Annotated in this window: 23 protein-coding genes; 12 read left to right on the forward strand and 11 right to left on the reverse strand. The window is 33.8% G+C overall.

What is annotated here, in order from left to right; translation table 11 throughout:
- Positions 1-8 precede the first annotated feature (8 nt).
- The 3 genes from QMO72_RS09750 to QMO72_RS09760 all read left to right on the forward strand — a co-directional run bounded on the left by QMO72_RS09750 (position 9) and on the right by QMO72_RS09760 (position 4071).
- Entirely contained in the window at positions 9-1214 is a 1206-nt protein-coding gene (locus QMO72_RS09750) for an argininosuccinate synthase (protein ID WP_103266491.1), read from the forward strand.
- On the forward strand, positions 1204-2577 hold the full coding sequence (gene argH, locus QMO72_RS09755) for an argininosuccinate lyase (RefSeq protein ID WP_103266490.1): 1374 nt from the start codon (positions 1204-1206) through the stop codon (positions 2575-2577). The genes QMO72_RS09750 and argH overlap by 11 nt, the downstream gene beginning before the upstream one ends.
- A 546-nt stretch (positions 2578-3123) precedes the next feature.
- Positions 3124-4071 (forward strand): glycerophosphodiester phosphodiesterase, encoded by a 948-nt coding sequence (locus QMO72_RS09760; RefSeq protein ID WP_286093275.1) that lies wholly within the window; start codon positions 3124-3126, stop codon positions 4069-4071.
- A 438-nt stretch (positions 4072-4509) separates the two neighbouring features.
- On the opposite strand, the gene QMO72_RS09765 is transcribed toward QMO72_RS09760, so the two are convergent.
- The 6 genes from QMO72_RS09765 to QMO72_RS09790 all read right to left on the reverse strand — a co-directional run bounded on the left by QMO72_RS09765 (position 4510) and on the right by QMO72_RS09790 (position 10553).
- A complete protein-coding gene (locus tag QMO72_RS09765; protein WP_103266488.1) occupies positions 4510-5754 on the reverse strand; it encodes a Glu/Leu/Phe/Val family dehydrogenase in 1245 nt (414 codons plus the stop codon).
- Positions 5755-5864: 110 nt separating this feature from the next.
- Complete coding sequence (locus QMO72_RS09770; RefSeq protein ID WP_046837334.1) at positions 5865-7055, reverse strand: ornithine--oxo-acid transaminase; 1191 nt, start codon at positions 7053-7055, stop codon at positions 5865-5867.
- A gap of 388 nt (positions 7056-7443) precedes the next feature.
- The gene (locus QMO72_RS09775) at positions 7444-7572 is read right to left on the reverse strand and encodes a hypothetical protein (protein ID WP_286093176.1); all 129 of its coding nucleotides are present in this window, start codon (positions 7570-7572) and stop codon (positions 7444-7446) included.
- A 148-nt stretch (positions 7573-7720) separates the two neighbouring features.
- On the reverse strand, positions 7721-8854 hold the full coding sequence (locus tag QMO72_RS09780; protein WP_069823342.1) for an NADH-dependent flavin oxidoreductase: 1134 nt from the start codon (positions 8852-8854) through the stop codon (positions 7721-7723).
- Positions 8855-9070: 216 nt separating this feature from the next.
- Positions 9071-9454, reverse strand: coding sequence for a S1 domain-containing post-transcriptional regulator Ygs (ygs, locus tag QMO72_RS09785; protein ID WP_069823341.1), 384 nt, complete (start codon positions 9452-9454; stop codon positions 9071-9073).
- Between the two features lie 502 nt (positions 9455-9956).
- Positions 9957-10553, reverse strand: coding sequence for a peptidylprolyl isomerase (locus tag QMO72_RS09790; RefSeq protein WP_069823340.1), 597 nt, complete (start codon positions 10551-10553; stop codon positions 9957-9959).
- A gap of 67 nt (positions 10554-10620) precedes the next feature.
- On the opposite strand from QMO72_RS09790, the gene kapB reads away from it, so the two are divergent.
- The 9 genes from kapB to QMO72_RS09835 all read left to right on the forward strand — a co-directional run bounded on the left by kapB (position 10621) and on the right by QMO72_RS09835 (position 18212).
- Positions 10621-11001: a sporulation phosphorelay system protein KapB gene (gene kapB / locus QMO72_RS09795; RefSeq protein WP_103266882.1), complete on the forward strand. Its 381-nt coding sequence runs from the start codon at positions 10621-10623 to the stop codon at positions 10999-11001.
- A 129-nt stretch (positions 11002-11130) separates the two neighbouring features.
- Positions 11131-13548, forward strand: a complete 2418-nt coding sequence (locus tag QMO72_RS09800) for a Na+/H+ antiporter subunit A (protein ID WP_103266881.1) — start codon at positions 11131-11133, stop codon at positions 13546-13548.
- The gene (mnhB1, locus tag QMO72_RS09805) at positions 13529-13957 is read left to right on the forward strand and encodes a Na+/H+ antiporter Mnh1 subunit B (protein ID WP_046837328.1); all 429 of its coding nucleotides are present in this window, start codon (positions 13529-13531) and stop codon (positions 13955-13957) included. Before QMO72_RS09800 ends, mnhB1 begins: the two co-directional genes overlap by 20 nt.
- On the forward strand, positions 13957-14304 hold the full coding sequence (gene mnhC1, locus QMO72_RS09810) for a Na+/H+ antiporter Mnh1 subunit C (protein ID WP_046837327.1): 348 nt from the start codon (positions 13957-13959) through the stop codon (positions 14302-14304). Before mnhB1 ends, mnhC1 begins: the two co-directional genes overlap by 1 nt.
- Positions 14291-15787, forward strand: coding sequence for a Na+/H+ antiporter subunit D (locus QMO72_RS09815; RefSeq protein WP_103266879.1), 1497 nt, complete (start codon positions 14291-14293; stop codon positions 15785-15787). The genes mnhC1 and QMO72_RS09815 overlap by 14 nt, the downstream gene beginning before the upstream one ends.
- A 1-nt stretch (position 15788) precedes the next feature.
- A complete protein-coding gene (gene mnhE1 / locus QMO72_RS09820) occupies positions 15789-16268 on the forward strand; it encodes a Na+/H+ antiporter Mnh1 subunit E (RefSeq protein WP_103266877.1) in 480 nt (159 codons plus the stop codon).
- Positions 16268-16561 carry a Na(+)/H(+) antiporter subunit F1 gene (locus QMO72_RS09825; protein WP_103266876.1) on the forward strand — a complete coding sequence of 98 codons (294 nt, stop codon included), beginning with the start codon at positions 16268-16270 and terminating at the stop codon, positions 16559-16561. Before mnhE1 ends, QMO72_RS09825 begins: the two co-directional genes overlap by 1 nt.
- On the forward strand, positions 16539-16895 hold the full coding sequence (locus QMO72_RS09830) for a Na+/H+ antiporter subunit G1 (protein ID WP_046837323.1): 357 nt from the start codon (positions 16539-16541) through the stop codon (positions 16893-16895). The genes QMO72_RS09825 and QMO72_RS09830 overlap by 23 nt, the downstream gene beginning before the upstream one ends.
- Positions 16896-17045: 150 nt before the next feature.
- Complete coding sequence (locus QMO72_RS09835; protein ID WP_103266874.1) at positions 17046-18212, forward strand: NAD(P)/FAD-dependent oxidoreductase; 1167 nt, start codon at positions 17046-17048, stop codon at positions 18210-18212.
- A gap of 95 nt (positions 18213-18307) precedes the next feature.
- Here the strand turns inward: QMO72_RS09835 and QMO72_RS09840 are convergent, their stop codons facing one another.
- From QMO72_RS09840 to QMO72_RS09860, 5 genes are all read right to left on the reverse strand, one after another.
- A complete protein-coding gene (locus QMO72_RS09840; protein ID WP_103266872.1) occupies positions 18308-18682 on the reverse strand; it encodes a PaaI family thioesterase in 375 nt (124 codons plus the stop codon).
- A gap of 29 nt (positions 18683-18711) precedes the next feature.
- Positions 18712-20028 carry a Na+/H+ antiporter family protein gene (locus QMO72_RS09845; RefSeq protein ID WP_103266870.1) on the reverse strand — a complete coding sequence of 439 codons (1317 nt, stop codon included), beginning with the start codon at positions 20026-20028 and terminating at the stop codon, positions 18712-18714.
- Between the two features lie 224 nt (positions 20029-20252).
- Positions 20253-21728: a M17 family metallopeptidase gene (locus QMO72_RS09850; RefSeq protein ID WP_103266869.1), complete on the reverse strand. Its 1476-nt coding sequence runs from the start codon at positions 21726-21728 to the stop codon at positions 20253-20255.
- A 168-nt stretch (positions 21729-21896) separates the two neighbouring features.
- The gene (locus tag QMO72_RS09855; RefSeq protein ID WP_069823330.1) at positions 21897-23105 is read right to left on the reverse strand and encodes an NAD(P)/FAD-dependent oxidoreductase; all 1209 of its coding nucleotides are present in this window, start codon (positions 23103-23105) and stop codon (positions 21897-21899) included.
- Positions 23106-23342: 237 nt separating this feature from the next.
- Entirely contained in the window at positions 23343-23702 is a 360-nt protein-coding gene (locus tag QMO72_RS09860; protein ID WP_103266867.1) for a HesB/IscA family protein, read from the reverse strand.
- Positions 23703-23707 lie beyond the last annotated feature (5 nt).

A 23707-nucleotide genomic window follows, 5' to 3' on the forward strand; every position in this document is an offset into this window, starting at 1 on the left:
TGGAAGTTATGAAAGAGAAAATTGTATTAGCATATTCAGGCGGATTAGACACAAGTGTTGCAGTAAAATGGTTATTAGATAAAGGTTACGATGTTGTAGCTTGTTGCTTAGATGTTGGGGAAGGTAAAGATTTAGATTTAGTACATCAAAAAGCATTAGATATGGGGGCAATTGAGTGTCATATTATTGATGCTACTGAAGAATTTAGTGAACAATTTGTATCTTATGCTATCAAAGGTAACTTAATGTATGAAGGTACATATCCTTTAGTCTCTGCATTATCAAGACCTTTAATTTCTAAAAAATTAGTTGAAATTGCTGATAAAACAGATGCTGTAGGTATTGCTCATGGTTGTACAGGTAAAGGTAACGACCAAGTGCGTTTTGAAGTAGCAATTAAAGCATTAGATCCAAACTTAAAAGTATTCGCACCTGTTAGAGAATGGGCTTGGAGCCGTGAAGAAGAAATTGATTATGCAATCAAACATAACATTCCTGTTCCAATTCAACATGATTCACCTTACTCAATTGACCAAAACTTATGGGGTAGAAGTAATGAGTGCGGTATATTAGAAGATCCTTATGCAGCTCCACCAGAAGATGCATACGATTTAACGCAACCATTAGAAAATACGCCAGATGAAGCAGAAGAAATCGTTCTATCATTCGAACAAGGTCTTCCTACTGAGTTAAATGGTCAACCCTACAAGTTAAGTGAACTTATTTTAGAACTCAATCAACTTGCTGGTAAACATGGTATTGGTAGAATCGACCATGTTGAAAATAGATTAGTTGGTATTAAATCAAGAGAAGTATATGAAACACCTGGTGCGGAAGTAATTGTAAAAGCTCATAAAGCGCTCGAAACGATTACACTTACAAAAGATGTCGCTCATTTCAAACCTGTCATTGAAAAACAATTTTCAGAACAAGTTTATAATGGTTTATGGTTCTCACCATTAACTGACAACTTAAAAGTATTTGTAGATAGTACGCAACAATATGTTTCTGGGGATGTACGTATTAAATTGTATAAAGGAAATGCCATAGTTAATGGTAGAAAATCTCCTCATACATTATATAATGAAAAATTAGCAACTTATACTAAAGAAGATGCATTTAATCAAGAATCAGCAGTTGGTTTCATAGATATCTTTGGCCTACCTACTCAAGTGAATTCAATGTTACATGGTGGTTATCACGATGAGCACTAAAGCTTGGGGCGGCAGATTTAGCGAACAGCCTGAGGATTGGGTTGATGAATTTAATGCTTCTATACACTTTGATAAAACATTAATTCAATATGATGTCCAAGGTAGTATTGCGCATGCAACCATGTTGGCCAAACAAGGTATCATTTCTGATTCAGACTGCGATCAAATCATTAAAGGTTTAAACGCTATTTTAACTGATTATGAACAAGGTCACTTATCTTTAGATGTTTCTTTAGAAGATATTCATTTGAATATAGAGCATGAATTAATTAAACGTATTGGAGATGCTGGTGGAAGATTGCATACTGGTCGTAGCCGTAATGATCAAGTCGCTACAGATATGCATTTATATACAAAAGAGGAAGTATCTCATTTGATTGAACTCATCACTTCTTTTCAACAGACAATTGTTAAAGTTGCTGAGGCGCATATTGATACCATTATGCCTGGTTACACGCATTTACAAAGAGCACAGCCAATATCGTTTGCACACCATATATTAACGTATTACTGGATGCTAGAAAGAGATAAATCTCGTTTTCAAGATAGCATGAAACGTATTGATATATCACCACTTGGTGCTGCTGCATTAAGTGGTACAACGTATCCAATTGACCGTCATGAAACGCAATCTCTATTAAACTTTAGTGCTATATATGAAAATAGTATGGATGCAGTGAGTGATAGAGATTATATTGTCGAAACATTACACAATATATCTTTGACCATGGTTCACCTATCTCGTTTTGCTGAAGAAATTATTTTCTGGTCTTCTGCCGAAGCAAACTTTGTTACATTATCTGATGCATTTTCTACAGGATCATCTATTATGCCGCAAAAGAAAAATCCAGACATGGCGGAATTAATTAGAGGTAAGGTTGGTAGAACGACTGGTCATTTAATGAGTATGTTAATGACATTAAAAGGCTTGCCGCTAGCATACAATAAGGATATGCAAGAAGATAAAGAAGGATTATTTGATGCGATTCATACGCTCAAAGGCTCGTTACGTATCTTTGACGGCATGATAGATACAATGACAGTCAACGTAGATCACTTACAACAAACGGTCTACAATGACTTCTCTAACGCAACAGAACTGGCAGACTATTTAGTGAATAAAGGCGTACCATTTAGAAACGCTCACGAAATAGTTGGTAAAATTGTACTTTGGTCTATTCAAAACAATGTTTATTTATTAGATGTGCCTTTAGAAGAATACCAGAATGCACATACAAGTATCGAATCTGACATTTATGATTATTTAAAACCAGAAAATTGCGTAAGTCGTAGAATCAGTTATGGTTCAACCGGACAAGAAGCAGTTAAACAACAATTAAAAGTAATCAAAGCACAAAAATAACTTTAAACCAAATGATTAAGGATTGGAACAAACATAGATTGTTGTTCCAATCCTTTTTTGTCCTTTACTTCTTTTTCATTTCACATTTCTTTTACATACCTTTAATATTTTACAGTAAAAAAACAACTAATTAACTTTCAATTAATATATGAAACTATAATTAATTTTTTATACTTTTAATTAAGAATACGTAAATAGTGTTTGAAATATTATATTCAAAGGTAATATGAATGTACAGTTCAAATTAAGGAGTGAAGCACTATGAAAAATGTGAAAAGAATTATGGTATCAAGTATGACGGTTTTATCTTTATCATTACTAGCCTCTACCTCTATGGCTAAGGCTGATGAAAACAATGATGCATCTCAAGTTCAAACAAAACCAGTAGCACAACAGCAAGATACCCAAAAGCAAAATCAAGTCAACACTCAAGAACAAACTCAAAAGACTACAGAGACAAAAGAACAAGCACAAGACTCATCTCAATCACAGGCTTCTACGAATGAACAATCATCTGCAGTATCCCAAGATGATACTACTCAAGAACTGGAACCAAATGCTTCACAAACACAACCTCAAGATACTACTAAAAATCAAACTCAACAAACTGAACATACAAACAATGAAAATACGACTTCGTCAGCAGAAACAGTTAACGAGGCTGACGATAAACGTGCAGATACTAAGGAAATACATAACTTAAATGGAGAGAAATATGCAACAATTGCTCATAGAGGTGCAAGTGGCTATGCACCAGAGCATACATTTCCTGCTTATGATAAGAGCCACAATGAAATAGGTGCGTCATACATTGAAATCGATTTACAAATGACTAAAGATGGCAAACTCGTAGCTATGCATGATGAAACTGTAGATAGAACTACTAACGGTACAGGTAGAGTTGATTCATATACATTAAAAGAACTTAAAAAACTAGATGCTGGTAGTAAATTTAATGAACAAAATCCTGACTATGCTGATGAAGCATATAAAGGTGCGAAAGTGCCTACATTAGATGAAATTATTGAGCGATATGGTGCAAATGCTAATTATTATATCGAAACGAAATCACCTGATGTTTACCCAGGCATGGAAGAAAAGTTACTTGATACCTTAGATAAACATAATTTACTTACCAACGATGCTTTAAATAACGGACATGTCATTGTACAATCTTTTTCACAAGATAGTATTGAAAAAATGAACAACTTAAACCCAGATGTTCCTTTAGTAAGACTCTTAAATAAGGGTGAATTGCCTAATCTGTCCGAACAAGATTTAGAATATATCAAAAAGTTTGCGATTGGTGTAGGTCCACATTATACTGATTTAACTAAAGAGAATGTAAAAAATTTAAAAGAACTCGGCTTCTTAGTACACCCTTATACTGTTAATACCAAAGCAGATATGGAACGTTTAAATAGTTATGGTGTCGATGGCGTATTCACTAATTACGCTGACATTTATAAACAAGTTGTAGAAGATAGTAAATAAACATCTAAACACTTTAAAATACATTAATCTAGAATACATTTAGAGTATGCGTACCCCGCTTTAAATTTAAAAGACCTGATTCATGACTTAACGAATCGGGTCTTTTTCTATCATTATCGAATGATTTTATAAGTATTCAGCCTAATCGCTAATTCATTAAATCTCGCAGCCTTTCTCATATAGTATGTCTTACAATGTCACACTTCATAGAGCTTAGCGATTAAATATAAATATTATCACATGACTGCGTTAACGTTTTGAATCAATACAAAAACACTAAATCTAATAATTAACCTGTAGTCATTTATGCTGACTTATAAATAAATATAAAAAAGGTGATTTCTATTTTTATTTCAATAGAAATCACCTTTTTAAATTCTGAGAATTTCATATCCCAGATACTGTTTCATCTGTAATAGATTAAAGTTCTACGCTCACTTATGCCCAACCACGGTAGCGTGCAGCTTCTGCTGTACGTTTAATACCTACAATATAAGCTGCTAAGCGCATATCAATTTTACGATTTTGTGATAATTCATAGATCGTATTAAATGCCGTTATTAATTTTTCACGTAATTTTGTATTTACTTCTTCTTCAGTCCAATAATAACCTTGGTTATTTTGCACCCATTCAAAGTAAGAAACTGTCACGCCACCAGCACTCGCTAATACATCCGGTACTAATAATATTCCACGCTCAGTTAAAATACGTGTACCTTCAGGCGTAGTTGGACCATTTGCTGCTTCAACCACAACATCAGCTTTAATATCATTAGCATTTTCAGCTGTAATTTGATTTGAAATTGCTGCTGGTACTAACACATCACAGTCGATTTCAAATAACTCTTTATTTGAAATCGTTTCTTCAAATAAGTTAGTTACAGTGCCGAAGCTATCTCTTCTATCTAGTAAATAATCGATATCTAAACCTTCTGGATCGTGTAATGCACCGTAGGCATCTGAAATACCTACAATTTTTGCTCCCATGTCATATAAGAACTTAGCCAAGAAGCTACCTGCATTACCAAAACCTTGAATTACGACGCGTGCGCCTTTGATTTCAAGACCTCTTCTTTTAGCAGCTTGTTCAATTGCAATGACTACACCTAGTGCTGTTGAACGATCACGACCTTGTGATCCCCCTAAGACAATAGGTTTACCAGTAATAAATCCTGGTGAATTGAATTTGTCTAATGAACTATATTCATCCATCATCCATGCCATAATTTGAGAGTTTGTAAATACGTCTGGTGCTGGAATATCTTTAGTCGGTCCAACGAATTGAGAAATTGAGCGAACATATCCACGCGATAAACGTTCCACTTCATGTATACTCATTTGTCGTGGGTCACAAATAATTCCACCTTTACCACCGCCATATGGTAAATCCACAATGCCACATTTCAATGTCATCCACATTGATAATGCTTTAACTTCCTCTTCGTCCACGTCAGGATGGAATCTTACCCCACCTTTAGTTGGCCCAACAGCATCATTATGCTGCGCACGGTACCCAGTAAATGTTTTAACAGTACCATCATCCATACGTACAGGAATTCTAACCTGTAAAAATCTTAAAGGTTCCTTCACTAAATCGTACATACCGTCGTCAAATCCCAGTTTATGCAATGCTTCTTTAATAATTTGTTGCGTAGAAGTAACTAAATTATTATTCTCAGTCATGATCCATTTCGCCTCTTTTTCGTCACTAATGATTTCGCTTTCATGCTAATTGTAACATAAGATTTTTCTTTTTAAAGTCTTTTCAAAACTTATGTTATGGAACTGTATATTTACGCAAAAACGCTTCTTACTTTGTCTAATGCAAAGTCTAATTCTTCTTTAGAAATAATGAGTGGTGGCGCAAATCTAATCACGGTATCATGTGTTTCTTTACATAATAACCCTTGCTCTTTTAGCGCTTCACAATACGGTCTAGCATTCTCATTTAATTCAATACCAATAAACAATCCACGGCCACGCACTTCTTTAATTGAAGGATGGTCTATCTTTTCTAATTCTGATTTGAAGTAGTTACCTAATTCTAATGATCGTCCAGGTAAATCTTCGTCTACAATCACATCTAATGCTGCATTGGATACTGCACAAGCAAGTGGGTTACCACCAAATGTAGAACCATGTGATCCTGGTGTAAATACGCCTAATACTTCTTCATCCGCTAATACTACAGAGATAGGTAATACCCCACCACCTAAAGCTTTACCTAAGATATATACATCTGGCTTAACATCATCCCAGTCTGTTGCAAATAATTTACCAGAACGACCTAATCCAGCTTGAATTTCATCGGCAATAAATAAAATATTATGTTCATCACATAATTCTCTAATTGCTTTTAAGTAACCTTCTGGCGGTACATTAATTCCAGCTTCACCTTGGATAGGTTCAATTAGAATTGCAGCAGTATTTTCATTGATACCCGCTTTAACAGCTTCGATATCTCCAAAATCAACTTTACGGAATCCTTCTAACAATGGACCGTATCCACGTTGATATTCAGCCTCTGATGATAATGATACTGGCGCCATTGTACGACCATGGAAGTTACCATTGAACGCAAGAATTTCTGCTTTATCCGGCTCGATATTTTTAACATCATAAGCCCAACGACGTGCTGCTTTTAAAGCAGTTTCAACCGCTTCTGCACCTGTATTCATTGGTAAAGCTTTTTCTTTACCTGAGAGCTTACAAATTTTTTCATACCATTCCCCTAGATTTTCACTATGGAAAGCACGAGAAACTAATGTAACTTTATCCGCTTGATCTTTTAATGCTTGAATAATCTTTGGATGTCTATGGCCTTGGTTTACAGCTGAATAAGCTGATAACATATCCATATACTTGTTACCTTCTGGATCTTTCACCCAAACACCTTCAGCATCCGAAATGACAATCGGAAGCGGTACGTAGTTTGACGCTCCATAATGATTTGTTAATTCAATGATTTCTTCTGATCTTGACATGATATCTCCCCTTAGTTTAAATTTAAGAGCCTTTAAACTCTTTAAATGATACTCATTCATAGCATAACGTATTTGCAAGACAACTGAAACTATTTTCTTAAAATGCCCAGTTCTCAAGGGTTATGAATCGAAAAGCACCACAAAATACAATTAAAAAAATATCACTTTAACCTCATTTCTTTTATGTAAGCCCTTACATATATAATGACATATATCCCCACACTTATACAAGGCAATTTTATTATTTTATATAATTAATTTATTTTTAATTAAAATTACAATAAATTGTATGATTAGTCATATCAAACCTTGCTATAACACTTATATAAGCTTTCAATATTCATTAATATTCATTACTTTAAAAAGAAAAACAAAAAACTATTTTAATTTAATAACTTTCTTTCCAATCATAAATAAGTTGCTGGTAATCTGCCAAAAGTGCATTTATATGTATCATATTATTTACTTGAACATGAATCCATGTCTTAAATTCATTAATTAAATATTGTCTGGCCACGTTTTTAACCACCTTCATATATAAATTTTCATATACTAAGGTTAATAAGTTTGATTCATAAATACATCGACCTTTAGTCTTAAATAACAAATGGAGTATAGCTGCACTGATATCAGGCCGTCTATACTCCATGGTTATATACTAAATTCTATTTTTCATCTTTTCTAGGAAGTGGATAAAATCTTTGATTAAATTGTGTCCATAGTTTTTCTGGTAAATGATGTTTGTTTTCATCATCAGGATCAAATTCGGAAATAATTTGGTCTTCGTTACCTTCTTTAATTTTGCTCACAAAATTATGATCTAATAAAATGCCTCTACCTAATGCAATTAGTTCTGCATTTGTTGATTCAATAGCATCTAAAGCTTGTTCGGCTGTGAAGATTGAACCTATACCTATAAGTGGCATACGACCATCAATCCACTGATGTAATAAATCAATGCGCTCTTGACCTTCATATTTACCTTCACGTGTTTTAGAATGTATATCAAATAATGACACATGTAAATAATCTAACGGTTTTTCAATCAGATGTTTAATTAATGTTTCAGTTATTTCCATACTTATTCCTGGTGACTCTGCTTCTTCTGGTGAAAATCTATATCCTACGATAAAATCTTTATTACCATATTTTTTAACTGTTTCAGTTACTTCATCAACAACTAGAGAAGCAAATTTCAAACGATCTTCGCCCCATTCGTCATTTCTACGATTATAATAAGGTGATACGAATTGATGGATTAAATAATGGTTTGCACCATGAATTTCTACACCGTCAAATCCGGCTTCTATCACTCGACGTGTAGCTTCACCAAAGTCTTTAATTGTATTTTCAATTTCTTCAACTGTGATTTCACGTGCATGATGTTCTTCTTGTTCACCAAAACTTTTCATTGAGATAGGACTTGGTGCTGCTACATCCCCATTTGGCGTTAAGTTTGGTAATGCTTGTGCACCACCATGATGAATTTGTACCACTGCTTTTGCACCATTTTTCTTCATGGCTTTAGCTAATCGTTTTAAACCTTCTAAATCTGAATCGTGTGCTACTGAAGGTTGACCTGGAAAAGCTTTACCAATATCAGTAACATTACTTGCTGCAGATATAGCTAAACCTACATCTTTTGAGCGTTGCTCCATATACACAACTTCTTCATCTGAGATGGTACCATCATCGTTTGATGATACATGTGTCAATGGTGCTAATACAAATCTATTTTCTAACACTACATTATTAGGTAAAGTTAGTTTTTCAAATAACGGTTGGAATTTTTTATTCATTTCGATATTGCCTCCTAAATTTTAATACTCGTTCAGTGCTCATTAATTCTAACTACTTTGCTATAAAATATAAAACAATATGCTCATGCATGTATTTTTTATTTTCATTCCTATTACCTTATATGGACTATATACCCATCACTAAAATATAAATTCTTCTTTATAAACGAAAAACCACTCAACATCTCATAAAATGTTAGTGGTTTTTTCGAAAGATTATTTTTCTTCTTTGATCGCGTTTTTGGACTGTTTAATCCAAACCGGTAAGCGTTCTTTAATTGTTTGAAACCCATATTTTTCGGTTTCTTTAATTTCATCTAATACTGATTGCTTTTCTTTCTTACGTTCATAATTTTTAAAATAGTCATTATCTTTTAAGGAAAAGTTCAACTTTCCTTCTTCATCAATTGAAATTACTTTCGCTCTTACAATTTGTCCTTCTGATAAAAACTTCTTCAAGTTATGGACGTAATCATCCATGATTTCAGAAATATGGATTAATCCTTCAGCATTGTCAGGGGTTTCTACAAAAGCGCCATACGGTTGAATACCAGTCACACGAACTTTAATATGTTGACCTACCTTATAGTGATTATTCAACGTGATAACCCCTTATTTCGTAATACTTAACACTATTATAATAGCATAAATTATAGGAAGTCACTAACATTAATATAGAAAAATTTCACGATTTGTTAGATTATAGTTCTAACAATAAAAACTCAAACGAGCAAATATGACTGTTATGACAGCATTACTAAGTTAAATCGCACAAAAAAAGGCTTAAATGTATACACACCTCTACTACTGCAATGTGCATACTTTAAACCTGCTTCATTCTATCTATCATTTATATTCTGCCTCTAATTGCAATGCTTGATTTGCCATTTGAAGACACACTTCATAATTTAGAAATTCATCGAAATGAAAATTCCTAAATTGTTTGAAATGATTGGGCTATTTTTCAGCTTCCCCAAATTGAAGTACTGTATCCATCAGATCATAGATTTCAATATTTCCCATTGTGGCATCTGAAAACTGCATAGGATTCCAACCGGCCAACAATTTATATAATGGTTGGCCATTTCATCATCCTTTATTATTATTTTTCTTCGATATCAATAGAATCAATTGTAATATCATGTAATGGTTTATCTTGAGGGCCAACTTTGGTACTCGCAATATCTTCTAAAGTTGTTTCACCTTCAATTAATTGTCCAAAAACTGTATGTTTTTGGTCTAACCATGGTGTGCCACCTTTTTCACCATAAGCTTTAACGATTGGTTCTGGCCAACCACCATCAGATAATTGACCTAACATTGATTCAGGCACATTGTTCATTTGAACAATAAAGAATTGTGATCCATTTGTATTTGGACCAGAGTTCGCCATTGATAAAGCACCATATAAATTAAATGCTTCAAGTGAAAACTCATCTTCAAATGGTCCACCATAAATACTTTCGCCACCCATACCTGTAGCTGTAGGATCTCCACCTTGTACCATAAAGTCATTAATAACGCGGTGGAATGTTATACCATCATAGTATCCATTTTTAGCATGTGTCACAAAATTTTCTACTGTTTTAGGTGCCACATCAGGCAATAATTTAAAAGTCATATCGCCTTTATTTGTATGCATTACTAATTTAATTTCATTACCATTTATTTCTGAATTTAACTGAGGATAGTTCGTCATTTTCATTCTCCATTTCATGTTAAGATGATATATGTATTCTAACATAAATGAAGGGAAGGAATGAACGATGTTATATCGATTTGCACATAAAACTGGAAGTTATGGTGTCTCAATAGTAAAAAATGATGAAAACCAAGTATTAGTACAAGTTGAACAAGTAATCAAACACCCCAAACAAGGCGATTTACATAACCCTAATGAAATTGAAAATGTTTTTTTTCATGAACGTAAAGCGCTCAGCCAATACGAGAAACGTTATACAACACAATCACACCTTAAAACTTTTAATGTAGAAGCAATGTCCTATGTAGATTCTTTACAACAAGCAATCACAAATTTAGAACAAAAATTAAAAGCGCAAGCTACATTACACGCAGCAAAATCCTTAGAAAATTTACAGCAATTAAAAAAAGACTATGCAATCCAATATAAACAAAATTTTGAATAAAAATACCGCGTTTCTTCTTATTTAACTAAACATGTATCTCAACTGTTTCAAGGGGTCATCACGTTTTTCAGAATAGTCTAAATCATGTATAATACATTTTATACTATATTTTCAAAGGAGGATAAAATAATGAGTTTGTTACATATAGCGGCACTCTTACCGTTAATATTTGCACTCATTATTCCGTTTGTATATCGTCTTCAAAAACGAATACACATAGGATGGTTTGTGTTACCCATCCCTGTCGTCTTATTTATATATTTTCTATCATACATTTCTACAACCATGTCCGGTCAAACCGTCATGCAAAACGCAAATTGGATGCCCCATTTTGGCATGAATTTTAATTTGTATGTTGATGGCTTGGGGTTACTTTTTAGTTTACTCATTACTGGTATTGGTAGTTTAATCGTACTGTATTCTATAAGTTATTTAAGTCGACAAGAGCAGTTGGGGAATTTTTACTGTTATCTTTTGCTCTTTATGGGTGCAATGTTAGGAGTCGTATTATCAGATAATATTATTATTTTATACCTGTTTTGGGAGTTAACTTCTTTTTCTAGTTTTCTGCTCATTTCCTTTTGGCGTGACAAACAAGCTTCCATTTATGGTGCTCAAAAGTCAATGCTCGTCACTGTATTTGGTGGCCTGTCGCTATTAGGTGGGCTTATCTTACTCTCCATGGCAGGTGGTACAACAAGTTTACAAGAATTAATTGGTAATGCTTCAGAAATACAAATGAGTCCAGTCTTCATTTTATCAATGATATTTGTATTAATTGGTGCAATGACAAAGTCTGCTCAATTTCCATTTTACGTTTGGCTACCAGATGCAATGGAAGCACCAACTCCAGTTAGTGCTTATTTACACTCTGCAACAATGGTAAAAGCTGGCCTCTATCTCGTAGCGCGAATGACACCTATTTATGCAGTCTCACAAGGATGGATATGGACAGTAACTGCCGTAGGGTTAATTACGCTACTCTGGGCATCGTTAAATGCAAGTAAACAGCAAGACTTAAAAGGTATTTTGGCATTTTCTACAGTTTCACAACTAGGAATGATTATGTCCATGTTAGGTATTGGTGCAGTGAGTTATCATTTTGAAGGTGCTCAAAGCCAACTCTATGTTGCAGCATTTACTGCAGCTATTTTCCATTTAATCAATCACGCGACTTTTAAAGGCGCACTATTTATGATTACTGGAGCTATTGATCATTCGACAGGCACGCGTGATGTTAAAAAATTAGGTGGGCTATTAACAGTTATGCCTATCTCATTTACGATTACCATCATTACTGCTTTAAGTATGGCGGGCATACCTCCCTTTAATGGTTTCTTATCAAAAGAGAAATTTTTAGAAAGTATGATTGATGTAAGCCACGCAGACATATACAACTTAAATACCATTGGCTTATTGATACCAATCATAGCTATTATTGGTAGTATATTTACCTTTGTATATTCTATAAGATTTATTACTCAAATCTTTTTAGGTCAAGGTGATGTAAATGCTTTACCAAAAAAAGCGCATGAAGCTTCATTCTTATTATTAATATCACCAATCATTTTATCGGTATTAGTCATTGTGTTTGGATTCTTCCCATCGCTTTTAACAAAATCAATTATTGAACCTGCTGTTAACTCAATTAGTTTACATACTGGTAATACAGCAGAATTCCATATGTTCCATGGTTTTACACCAGCTTTTATTTCCACAATAATCATATATATTATAGGGATTTTATTGATTTTAAGTATTGGCTATTGGGTGCGTTTACTCAAAGCACAACCACGTAAGCTTACACTCAATTACTGGTACGATAAATTTGGGGATTATGCACCAAATTACTCAAGCACTTTCACTAATACTTATGTGACAGGCTTTACACGTAATAATTTAGTTATTATCTTTACTTCTTTAATCGTTATCACGTTGGTTACATTGTTAGTAACGCCTTTCAGTATTGATCTTAACAATGTGAGTGAGATAAGACCTTTTGAGTTGATTATCGTAGTACTGATTATCACTGCAACATCTATGATTGTATTGGCAAACTCTAGGTTGTTCAGTATTATCATGGCTAGTGCTGTGGGTTATTCAGTCGCAATATTCTTTATTTTCTTTGGGGCTCCCGATTTAGCACTTACACAATTTGTTGTTGAATCTATTTCTACAGCTTTGTTTTTACTATGTTTCTATCATTTACCAAACTTAAATCGTCATCAAGAATCTCGTTCATTCAAACTCGTAAATGTATTAATTTCTATAGGCGCTGGTGCTGTAGTGATTGTCCTTGGCTTAATTGCTTATGGTAATAGGCACTTTGAATCTATTGGCGCATTTTATAAAGCCCATGTATATGACTTAGCCCATGGTACAAATATGGTTAACGTAATTTTAGTAGATTTCCGTGGTACCGATACTTTATTTGAATCTTCAGTATTAGGTATTGCAGGTCTAGGTGTCTACACTATGATAAAACTACGTACAAAAAATAAAGCTACAGAAGAAGGAGGTAAAAACGTTGAACAGACAGAAGAATAATTTAATTTTTCAATATTCAGCTGTGATTATCTTCTTTCTAATAGTTATGTTTGGTTTATCATTATTTTTAGCAGGACATTACACACCTGGTGGCGGATTCGTAGGTGGCCTTTTGCTATCAAGTGCGCTTGTCATAATTACGGTAGCTTTTGATATTAAAACGATGAGAAAAATATTCCCCTGGGACTTTAAAATATTAATTGGTATCGGGCTACTCTTTTGTGTAGCAACTCCTATGGCAAGCTGGTTTTATACTAAAAATTTCTTTACGCACACACCTTTTGAAATACCACTTGGTTTCTTAAAACCGATGGAAATGCATACTGCAGTATTCTTTGATTTAGGTGTAATGTGCGCAGTTATCGGAACAATAATGACTATAATCTTATCGATTGGAGAGAATGAGTAATGGAAATAGTTATGATTTTTGTTTGTGGTATTCTCACAGCAATGAGCGTCTATCTCATTCTTTCTAAGAGTTTGATACGTATCATTATTGGGACTACCATACTAACGCATGCATCAAATTTATTTTTAATGACTATGGGTGGATTAAAGAAGGGTGACGTTCCGATTTATGAAAAAGGGATTACTTCATATGTCGATCCAATACCCCAAGCATTAATTTTAACAGCCATAGTAATATCATTTTCTGTCACAGCTTTTTTCTTAGTATTAGCTTTTAGAAGTTATAAAGAGCTGGGTACAGACAACGTCGAAAGTATGAAAGGAGTACTTGATGATGATCGAGAATAATCTCATTATTTCACTGCTTGTCATACCCCTGTTAACTATTATTCTATTAATATTTATTGGTAAGCGCCCTATTATCAAGCGTTATGTTGCATTGACTGGTACTGGTATCACATTGATTTTTGCATTTATAAATTTAAGTAATGTATTAAAAGATGGTCCTATTAAATTAGAACTTGGTTCTTGGTCTGCACCATATAGTATCGTATTTGTACTTGATATATTCAGTGCATTACTGGTAATAACCAGTCTAATCGTAACTATGCTCATCATTTTATATTCTTATCAATCTGTTGGTATTGAACGTGAAACATATTATTATTACTTTGCAATCATGTTCATGGTTACTGGAGTAATAGGTTCATTTATCACGGGTGATATTTTCAACTTATTCGTATTCTTTGAAGTATTCCTAATGGCTTCATATATCTTATTGGTCATTGGAGGTACAAAGGTACAATTAAGTGAAACCATCAAATATGTCCTTGTTAATGTAACTTCATCTGCATTTTTTGTAATCGCAGTAGCGATGTTATATTCAGTAGTCGGTACATTAAACTTAGCGGATATCAGCCAAAAACTGAGTCAACTGCCCTCTCAAGATAGTGGGATTGTGAGCATTATATTTATAATGTTTATTTTCGTCTTTGCAACAAAAGCAGGCGTGTTCCCAATGTATATTTGGTTACCTGGGGCATATTACGCACCACCTGTAGCAATCATTGCATTCTTTGGCGCCCTACTCACAAAAGTAGGCGTATACGCTATTGCTAGAACAGCAAGTCTCTTTTTCAGAGATACAACAAGTTTTTCCTTCTACACAATACTTTTCTTAGCACTATTGACCATTATCTTTGGTTCTGTAGGAGCTATAAGTTACTATGATACAAAAAAAATTATCATTTATAACATTATGATTGCTGTTGGTGTTATTTTAGTGGGCGTCGCTATGATGAATCAATCAGGTATGATGGGCGCGATTTACTACACTTTACATGATATGTTGATTAAAGCAGCTTTATTTTTCTTAATTGGTATCATGTATAAAATCACGAAGACACACGACTTACGCAAATATGGTGGTCTGATTAAAGATTATCCAGTACTAGGCTGGACATTCTTTATCGCATCACTCAGCTTAGCAGGTATCCCTCCATTAAGCGGCTTTTATGGGAAATACTACATTGTTCAAGCCACTTTTGAGAAAGGGTTCTATATCAGTGGTATCGTTGTACTATTATCAAGCTTAGTGGTACTTTATTCCGTTATTCGTATTTTCTTAACAGGATTCTTTGGTGAATCTAAAGGGTATCATGTGAATCATCATTTACATTATAAAGGATTACTTGCAGTAGCGATTATTTCCGTTATACTTTCAGTGATGTTCGGATTATCTGCGGACTATTTACAACCAATAATCAAAGAAGCGGCCGAGACCTTCTATAACCCTAGTGTCTATATTGAAAGCGTATTGGGGGGAAAATAATATGGCAGTTCAAATATTAGTAAATTTAATACTTACTATTTTTTGGCTATTCTTAACAGGTAGCTACACTATTAATAACTTTATATTAGGTTACTTATTTGGTTTATTATTAGTATATATCATGCACGGTATTTTACCTGGAAGATTTTATCTTATAACGATTTATAAGATAATAAAACTCTTCTTCGTATTTTTAGTTGAATTAGTCAAAGCCAATATCGATGTCATACGAATTATTATTAAACCAACTATCGATAATGCACCAGCATTTTTTACTTATCATACTGATTTGAAAACAGATTGGCAAATCGTCTTATTATCTAATCTAATTACGCTTACACCAGGTACTGTTGTATTAGGAGTCAGTGATGATCGTACTAAAATTTATATACACGCCATTGATTTTAGCACCAAGGAAGAAGAAGTTGAAAGTATCAAATCCTCCCTTGAAAAAGTGGTTAGAGAGGTTGGCGAAAATTAATGAACTATAATATTATTTTAATCATTGCATTGGTTGTCGTAGCGTTATCTATGTTAGGTATGCTCATACGTGTCATCATTGGTCCTTCTCTTGCTGACCGCGTCGTTGCCTTAGATGCAATGGGAATACAGTTAATGGCCATCGTTGCTCTATTTAGTATTTTCTTAGGCACTAAATATATCCTTGTTGTCATCTTAATGATTGGCATTTTAGCTTTTTTAGGCACTGCAGTCTTCGCAAGATATATGGATAAAGGTAAGGTGATTGAACATGATAACTCAGATCGTCATTAGCATCTCACTTATACTCGTTATTCTTGGATCAATCATCAGTGCGCTTGCAGCAATTGGCCTATTACGCCTAGACGATGTCTATTCCAGAGCACATGCAGCTGGAAAAGCAGCTACACTCGGTTCAATGTTGTTAATTAGTGGCGTATTTTTGTTCTTTATAGGCAAAGAAGGTTACGTAAATATGCAATTGCTAGTCGGTATCTTATTCATCTTGATTACTGGTCCTTTAGCAAGCCATCTTATTATAAAAGCAGCTTATAATTTAGACACGCCTTCTTCTAAGAGAACAAAGCTCGATGATATCAAAGATGATTTAAAAAACACAAAATTATAATCTCTTAATATGTAAATTAAAAAGCACCTATCTTAAAAAGATAGGTGCTTTTTAATTTACATATTTATCAGAAATAAATATTTGTCATATACTGCAATCAATGTTATATTAAATCGTAATTATTACGATTTAATAGGAGGTTATGTCATCATGACTACATGGACTATCATCGGTGGCGGTATTCAAGCAGTAACGATCGCTATCAAATTAAGATCACAAGGTTTAAGTCCACATCAATTGCGTATCATAGACCCTAACCCTGATCTATGTCAGCAATTCAATCAATTTACCCAACGTATCGATATGCCTTATCTTCGATCACCTGGTGTACATCATACGCATCCTAACCCATTTCATTTAAAGCAATTTGCTAAAAAATGCCAATATACCCACGCATCATATGGGCCATACCAACGCCCAAATCTTGAGATGTTTATGAATCACACACACCAACTTATTCATCAGTACCATTTAAACCATAGTCATATTCAAAGTTCTGTATGCAATATTAAACAACTCAACCAACTTTGGCATATACAATTAGCAGATCAATCTTGGATTTCAACGACGCATTTAATTATTGCATTTGGTTGTAACCATAATACATATACGCCAGCGCTATTTAAGAATCAAGCAGATGTATCCCATATTTTTGATGATGACGACAAGAACTATGAGCATACTTCTCACATAGTCGGTAGTGGCATTACAGCTGCACACTTGACTTTAAGATTGCTCAAAACAAATCCTGAGAAGATCATTCATTTATGGACTAATAAACCACTTGAGGTGCATGATTTTGATGCTGATCCTGGTTGGTTAGGTCCTAAAAATATGAATAAATTCCATAAAATTCACTCATCTAAAGAACGTTTAAATATTATTAAGCAAGAACGTCATAAAGGCTCAATACCTAAAGAAATTGAATTAAGGATTAAAAAGTATGTAGAGCAAAAAAGATTAGTCATTCATACGAATGAACTTGTTGAAGTTCAACATCATCATATCTGTACGCATCACTATTGCTTATACTATGATCAAATATTATTAGCAACTGGTTTTCAAGACGCTATCATGGCACAACCTATTATCAAACAACTCATAAATAAGTACCAGGCCCCAGTGGCTGACTGTGGCTTGCCGTCTATCAGTAATAATTTAGAGTGGTTACCTCATCTTTTTGTTTCAGGTGGCTTAGCAGACTTAGAACTTGGACCCTTTGCTAGAAATATTATGGGCGGCCGAGAAGCTGCTATGCGAATATCACAAGCTTTCAATAAGATAGAAAACGAAGCAATAACAAAAAAAGCACTATAAAGTTCCCTATACTGATTGTTTGCACAAAGTGTGAGCGGCTTTCTCCACTTTGTGCACAGTATAATACTTTATAGCACTTTGTTAATATTCATATTTCATTTTCTCGCTTTAATCGCAATTGTCCCACGCATGATACTAATTAAACGATTATTGTCATCTTTAATTTCTATATTCCATACCTGTGTAGTCTTTCCTTCATGGATAATCGTTGCTGTCGCATATACTGTACCTTCAGTAGTACTACTTATATGGTTAGCATTCATCTCTAAACCTAAAGGAATATACTGATTCGTATCAATCATATTCGCCGCACCTAATGAGCATGCCGTTTCACCAAGAGCTAAACTTGCTCCACCATGTAAATACCCAAAAGGTTGTTTTACACGATCTGTCACAGGCATCGACATTACAATTAATCCATGTCCTTTTTTTTCTAATTTCATGCCTAATGTTTCTAACATATTAGTCATTTTGACACCCCGTCTATTCATTATTAACTTTATAATATCATAGCCGCAATAGTACCAAAAATAATTAATGGAATATTGTAAAAGATGAAGTTAGGTATACATGTATCTCTAATATGATCATGTTGTCCGTCTACATCTAATCCTGCAGTTGGTCCAAGCGTAGAATCACTTGCTGGTGAACCCGAGTCACCTAATGCACTTGCTGTACCGATAAGCGCAATTAATGCCATCGTACTTAAGCCAAGAGACTCACCTAATGGAACAAATAATGTAGCGATAATCGGGATCGTAGCAAATGATGAGCCTATACCTAATGTGACAATTAGACCAATGATGTACATTACAATAATGCTAATGAGTTTATTATCGCCAGTAATGCCACTTAAACTATGCACTAATTTAGTAATGTCACCTGTTTCATTCATTACACCTGCAAAACCATTTGCAGATAATATCACGACCCCAATAAATGACATGATTTGAATGCCATCTACAAATTGTTTATCTAATTCTGTCCATTTATAAACTCTAGACACAAAGAATATTAACACCCCAGCTAATGCACCAAAAATCATGGAATCAGTAAGTGTTTGTACAATAAATGTCGCCAATATAGAAATAATTGTTACTACTAGTACATAGGGCTTCAGTTCTACATGACTTATATCTTTAACATCTTTATATGCTTTATATTTTCTTGGTTTTCGATAATAGAAAATACCGGCAATCAATCCAACAATATATCCTAATGATGGGATAATCATCGCTTTCCAAATCATCCCCATTTCAATTGGGTGATGTGCTTTGGTAAAACCATTTTGTATAATTTGGTGGAATATTTGACCAAAACCAAACGGTAAAAGTATATATGGCCAGCATAATCCAAAACCTATAATGATAGAGATTTGTCTTCTATCTACGTTAAGTTCGTTAAATAAACTTATTAATGGAGGTACTACAATTGGTATAAATGCAATATGTACAGGTATGATATTTTGACTCATAATACTAAGTATTAATAGTGCCACAATAATGATAACCTTTACCTTCACCCGAGACATTTTACTGTTTTCAGCGTGAATGCCATTTATAATTTTATTTACTAAATAATCAGTAATTCCACTATATGAAATAAGCGCTGCGAAACCACCTAATAGTGCATAACTTAATGCTACCTCGGCGCCATCAACTATATTTTTACCAAATACGGAAACAATTTCAGGTATACTCATACCTGCAACTAATCCACCAACTAATGCACTGACGAACAAACTAATCACTACATTTAATCTACATAAACATAAGATAATCATCAATACAACTGCTATTACAACTGCATTTATCACAAAGCATAACTCCTTTATTACGTTATCGAACTAAAGTATCACGAGATTTATACTATCAATAACCAATTAAATTGTCAATCTTATCTTTTCAGGTTCATAAATATTTAAACAATTTGTTTTCAATGGACCTTTTGTACTTTGTTTATTATAAAAAAAGGAAAAACTCATTTAACGATTAGCGAGTTTTTCCTTTCAATTATATTATAAATTAAGCATGGCGTATGCTATTGTTTTCTCAACCATTGAACTATTGTAGAAATTAAGTACCCCGTTGGTCCTTTAGGTCCTTTGTGTGTATTTTTATTTATTGTAGCAGGACCAGCAATATCAAAGTGAAGATGTGGTGTTTCACCAGCAAAGTGATTAATAAATGTAGCAGCAAAGAGTGCTTTACCATGACCATTTGTATGGTTTACTAAATCTGCAACATCACTATTACGAATTAAAGCTTGTTCTGTAGATGTCATTGGTAATTCAAATACAAATTCATCCATTTTCTGTGCTTCTACCAATATCTCATCCAGCTGCACTTTTGCCTTTTTATTAAAAACTGCAGCCTTATCTTCACCAAGTGCTGCAACAGCAGCGCCAGTCAGCGTAGCAAAGTCTAATATTACTTTAGGTTGAAATTGATTTGCATAGAAAACTGCATCTGCTAACACTAGGCGCCCTTCAGCATCAGTATTAAGTACTTCTACAGATTCTCCACTTAATGCTGTGAACACATCGTCCGGTTTCATTGCTACTTCATTAACCATATTTTCAGCTGCAACGATTACACCGACGATATTTATTTTAAGGTTTAAGCGTTGAGCTGATTCTATCATGGCAACGACATTGGCAGAACCACACATATCATATTTCATAGTTTGCATGCCGACTTTTGATTTAATTGAATAACCGCCTGAATCATATGTAATTCCTTTTCCTACAAGCGCTATAGGTTGTTCTCCTTCTTGTCCCCCGTTATACGTCAAAGTAATTAATCTCGGATCATTTTTTGAACCTTTACCTACTGCATGTATCAAACCAAAGCCTTCACGTTGTAAAGTAGCTCCATCTTTTACATCTACAGTAACTTCTGTATTTTTAAAATGCTTAGATATTAGTTCTGCATAATAAGTAGGTGTCAAAATATTAGGGGGCATATTACTATAATCTCTCGCAAGATTTATAGCAGAAGCCAAAGCTACGCCATCTGCAAGCGCATGCTTAACATCTTCGTCATTTGTATGTATGTCTAAATCAATTTGATATGGCGCAGTTTTATCCGTTTTATAACTATCAAATTGATAAATAGATTGCTCACTTTGTCTTCCTAATAATTCAGCAAGCTCAAGTTTACTCAGTATTTTAGATGCAAAAGTATCAAATAGTAATGCACCTTTGAAAATTCTATCATTTTTTAAATGCTGGAATAACTTGCCAAATACAATTAAAAAATCACTGGAGTCAGATGTTTTTAAGTTACCTAAACCTACTGCAATCAACTTAGCATAGTTACCATTTAATAAAACTTGTGTGCTCGATACATGTCCTACATTACTACTTATGATTTGATTATGTTTTAATGTTTTTAATAATTCATTTATATCTTCGTCTTCTACTACAATCTGGCTTAATTGGTTTATATGTTCAGGTACACCAACAATTAAAGTAGTATGCTTGATTTCTGCATTGGGTTTTATTGTTGCTTGCATATGGAATCCCTCTTTTTCACATTTATTTTCTTCAAATTATAACAATAAATCTTATCGTTCTGGAAATAAATTACCATGTGTTAATAAAAAGACCTATCTAGTAATAAGATAGGTCTTTTTACAGTACAGTACACGTGTATGTGTTGCTGTATGAAATCTATTTATTTATTAAAATTTACCTTTTTTGAATGCTAAGCCGATACCGCCAAGTTTGAATACAGCACGTGTATCGATAACTTTTTTCATAAACGCAGCTTTTTTACCTTGGATATCTTTACCATATACGACACCAACACCATCGCCAGAACCTAATGAACATACAGTACCACGGTCAACATAAGAGAATTCTTGTGTAGGTTGACCTTCTAAAATATTTTTAATATTTTTCGCAGTGTGTTCACCTTCTTGCATAGCGATTTGTGCAGTTGTTGGTAATGGACGTTCTTCCCCAGCAGGGATGAATGCAGAACAGTCACCAATTACAAAGATATCGTCATAACCTTCGATTGTTAAATCTTGTTTTGTAACGATACGACCACGTTTAACGCCTTCAAATGATTCTTCCATTAATTTACTACCACGAACACCAGCAGCCCATACAACTGTATTTGCTTCTAATTGTTGTTCAACATCATTAACTTTAACTACGAAACCTTTTTCGTTAGCAGCAACGATTGGTGTAGCAATCTTGAATTCTACGCCTTTACTTTCTAAGTAACTTACAGCGTGATTAACTAATTCATCAGAGAATTGTGGTAACATTTTTGGAGCAGCTTCAACACAAGTCACTTTTACTTTACCTTGTTCTACGCCATATTTATTACATAACTCAGGAATACGATCTGTTAATTCACCGATAAACTCGATACCAGTGAATCCAGCACCACCGACTAAGATCGCTAAATCTTTATCATCTTTTTGTTTTGAAGATGCATAGTTAGCAAATTTATCTTCGATATGACGAGATAATTTACGTGCAGTTAATACATTTTCAATTTGGAAAGCATGCTCTTTCATACCTTTAATACCAAATGTTTCACTTTCAAAACCTAATGATACTACTAAGATATCAAAGTCAAAAATACCGGCATCAGTTTCAACTTTTTTAGCATTACGATCAATTTTTGTAACTTCTGCTTTAACAAAGTTAACTTTGTCTTTATTTACTACACTTTCAACTGGATATAGTAAATCTTCATAGCTAAGTGTACCTGCTGAAGCTTCATGTAACCAAGTAGCTTCATAGTGGTAATCATTTTTATTAATTAACGTAATTTCAGCTTCATCTGCTGAAATTTGCTTTTGTAATTTTGTAATAGTTTGTAATCCAGCGTAACCAGCACCTAGAACTAATACTTTTTTACGATCTTGAGCCATTTCATTCACCTAAGCTTTCATAATTTTTTTGTTGCGTCAGTCTTTTTCTATACCCTAAATGATACATATGTAAGTCACAAAAAAGACATTTTTTATCCAATACCAATTTTATAGCTTTTATTCTTCATTTTCAAGCGCTAACGCACATATTGTTTATTTTTTCACATAAACTTATAAAAGACTATAGCTCACACTTTATTTAATGCGTACTATAGCCTTCATTTTTATATCATGCTACTAACAATCTTCTGGCGAACCCGCAACTTTTGCAGTTCTAAACGAGCTTCCACAACCACATGATGCAATTGCGTTTGGGTTATCAATTTGGAAGCCTCCACCCATGAGAGATTGTTTGAAATCAATTGTAGTACCTTCTAATACTGGCTTGTCAATTTTATCGATAAGTACTTTCAAACCATGAAATTCAATAACTTCATCATTTTCACCTGGTTCAGCTTCTGCTGACATGCCATAAGTGAGTCCAGTACAACCGCCACCATTTACTTTAACTTTTAAATAGCCGTCTGCCATATCATTTTGTTGTAACATGTCTTTTACTTCATACACTGCTGCTTCTGTTACTTCTATTACTGCCATCGTAA

It is taken from the genome of Staphylococcus casei, assembly GCF_030294405.1.
GTDB classification, from domain to species: Bacteria; Bacillota; Bacilli; order Staphylococcales; family Staphylococcaceae; genus Staphylococcus; species Staphylococcus succinus.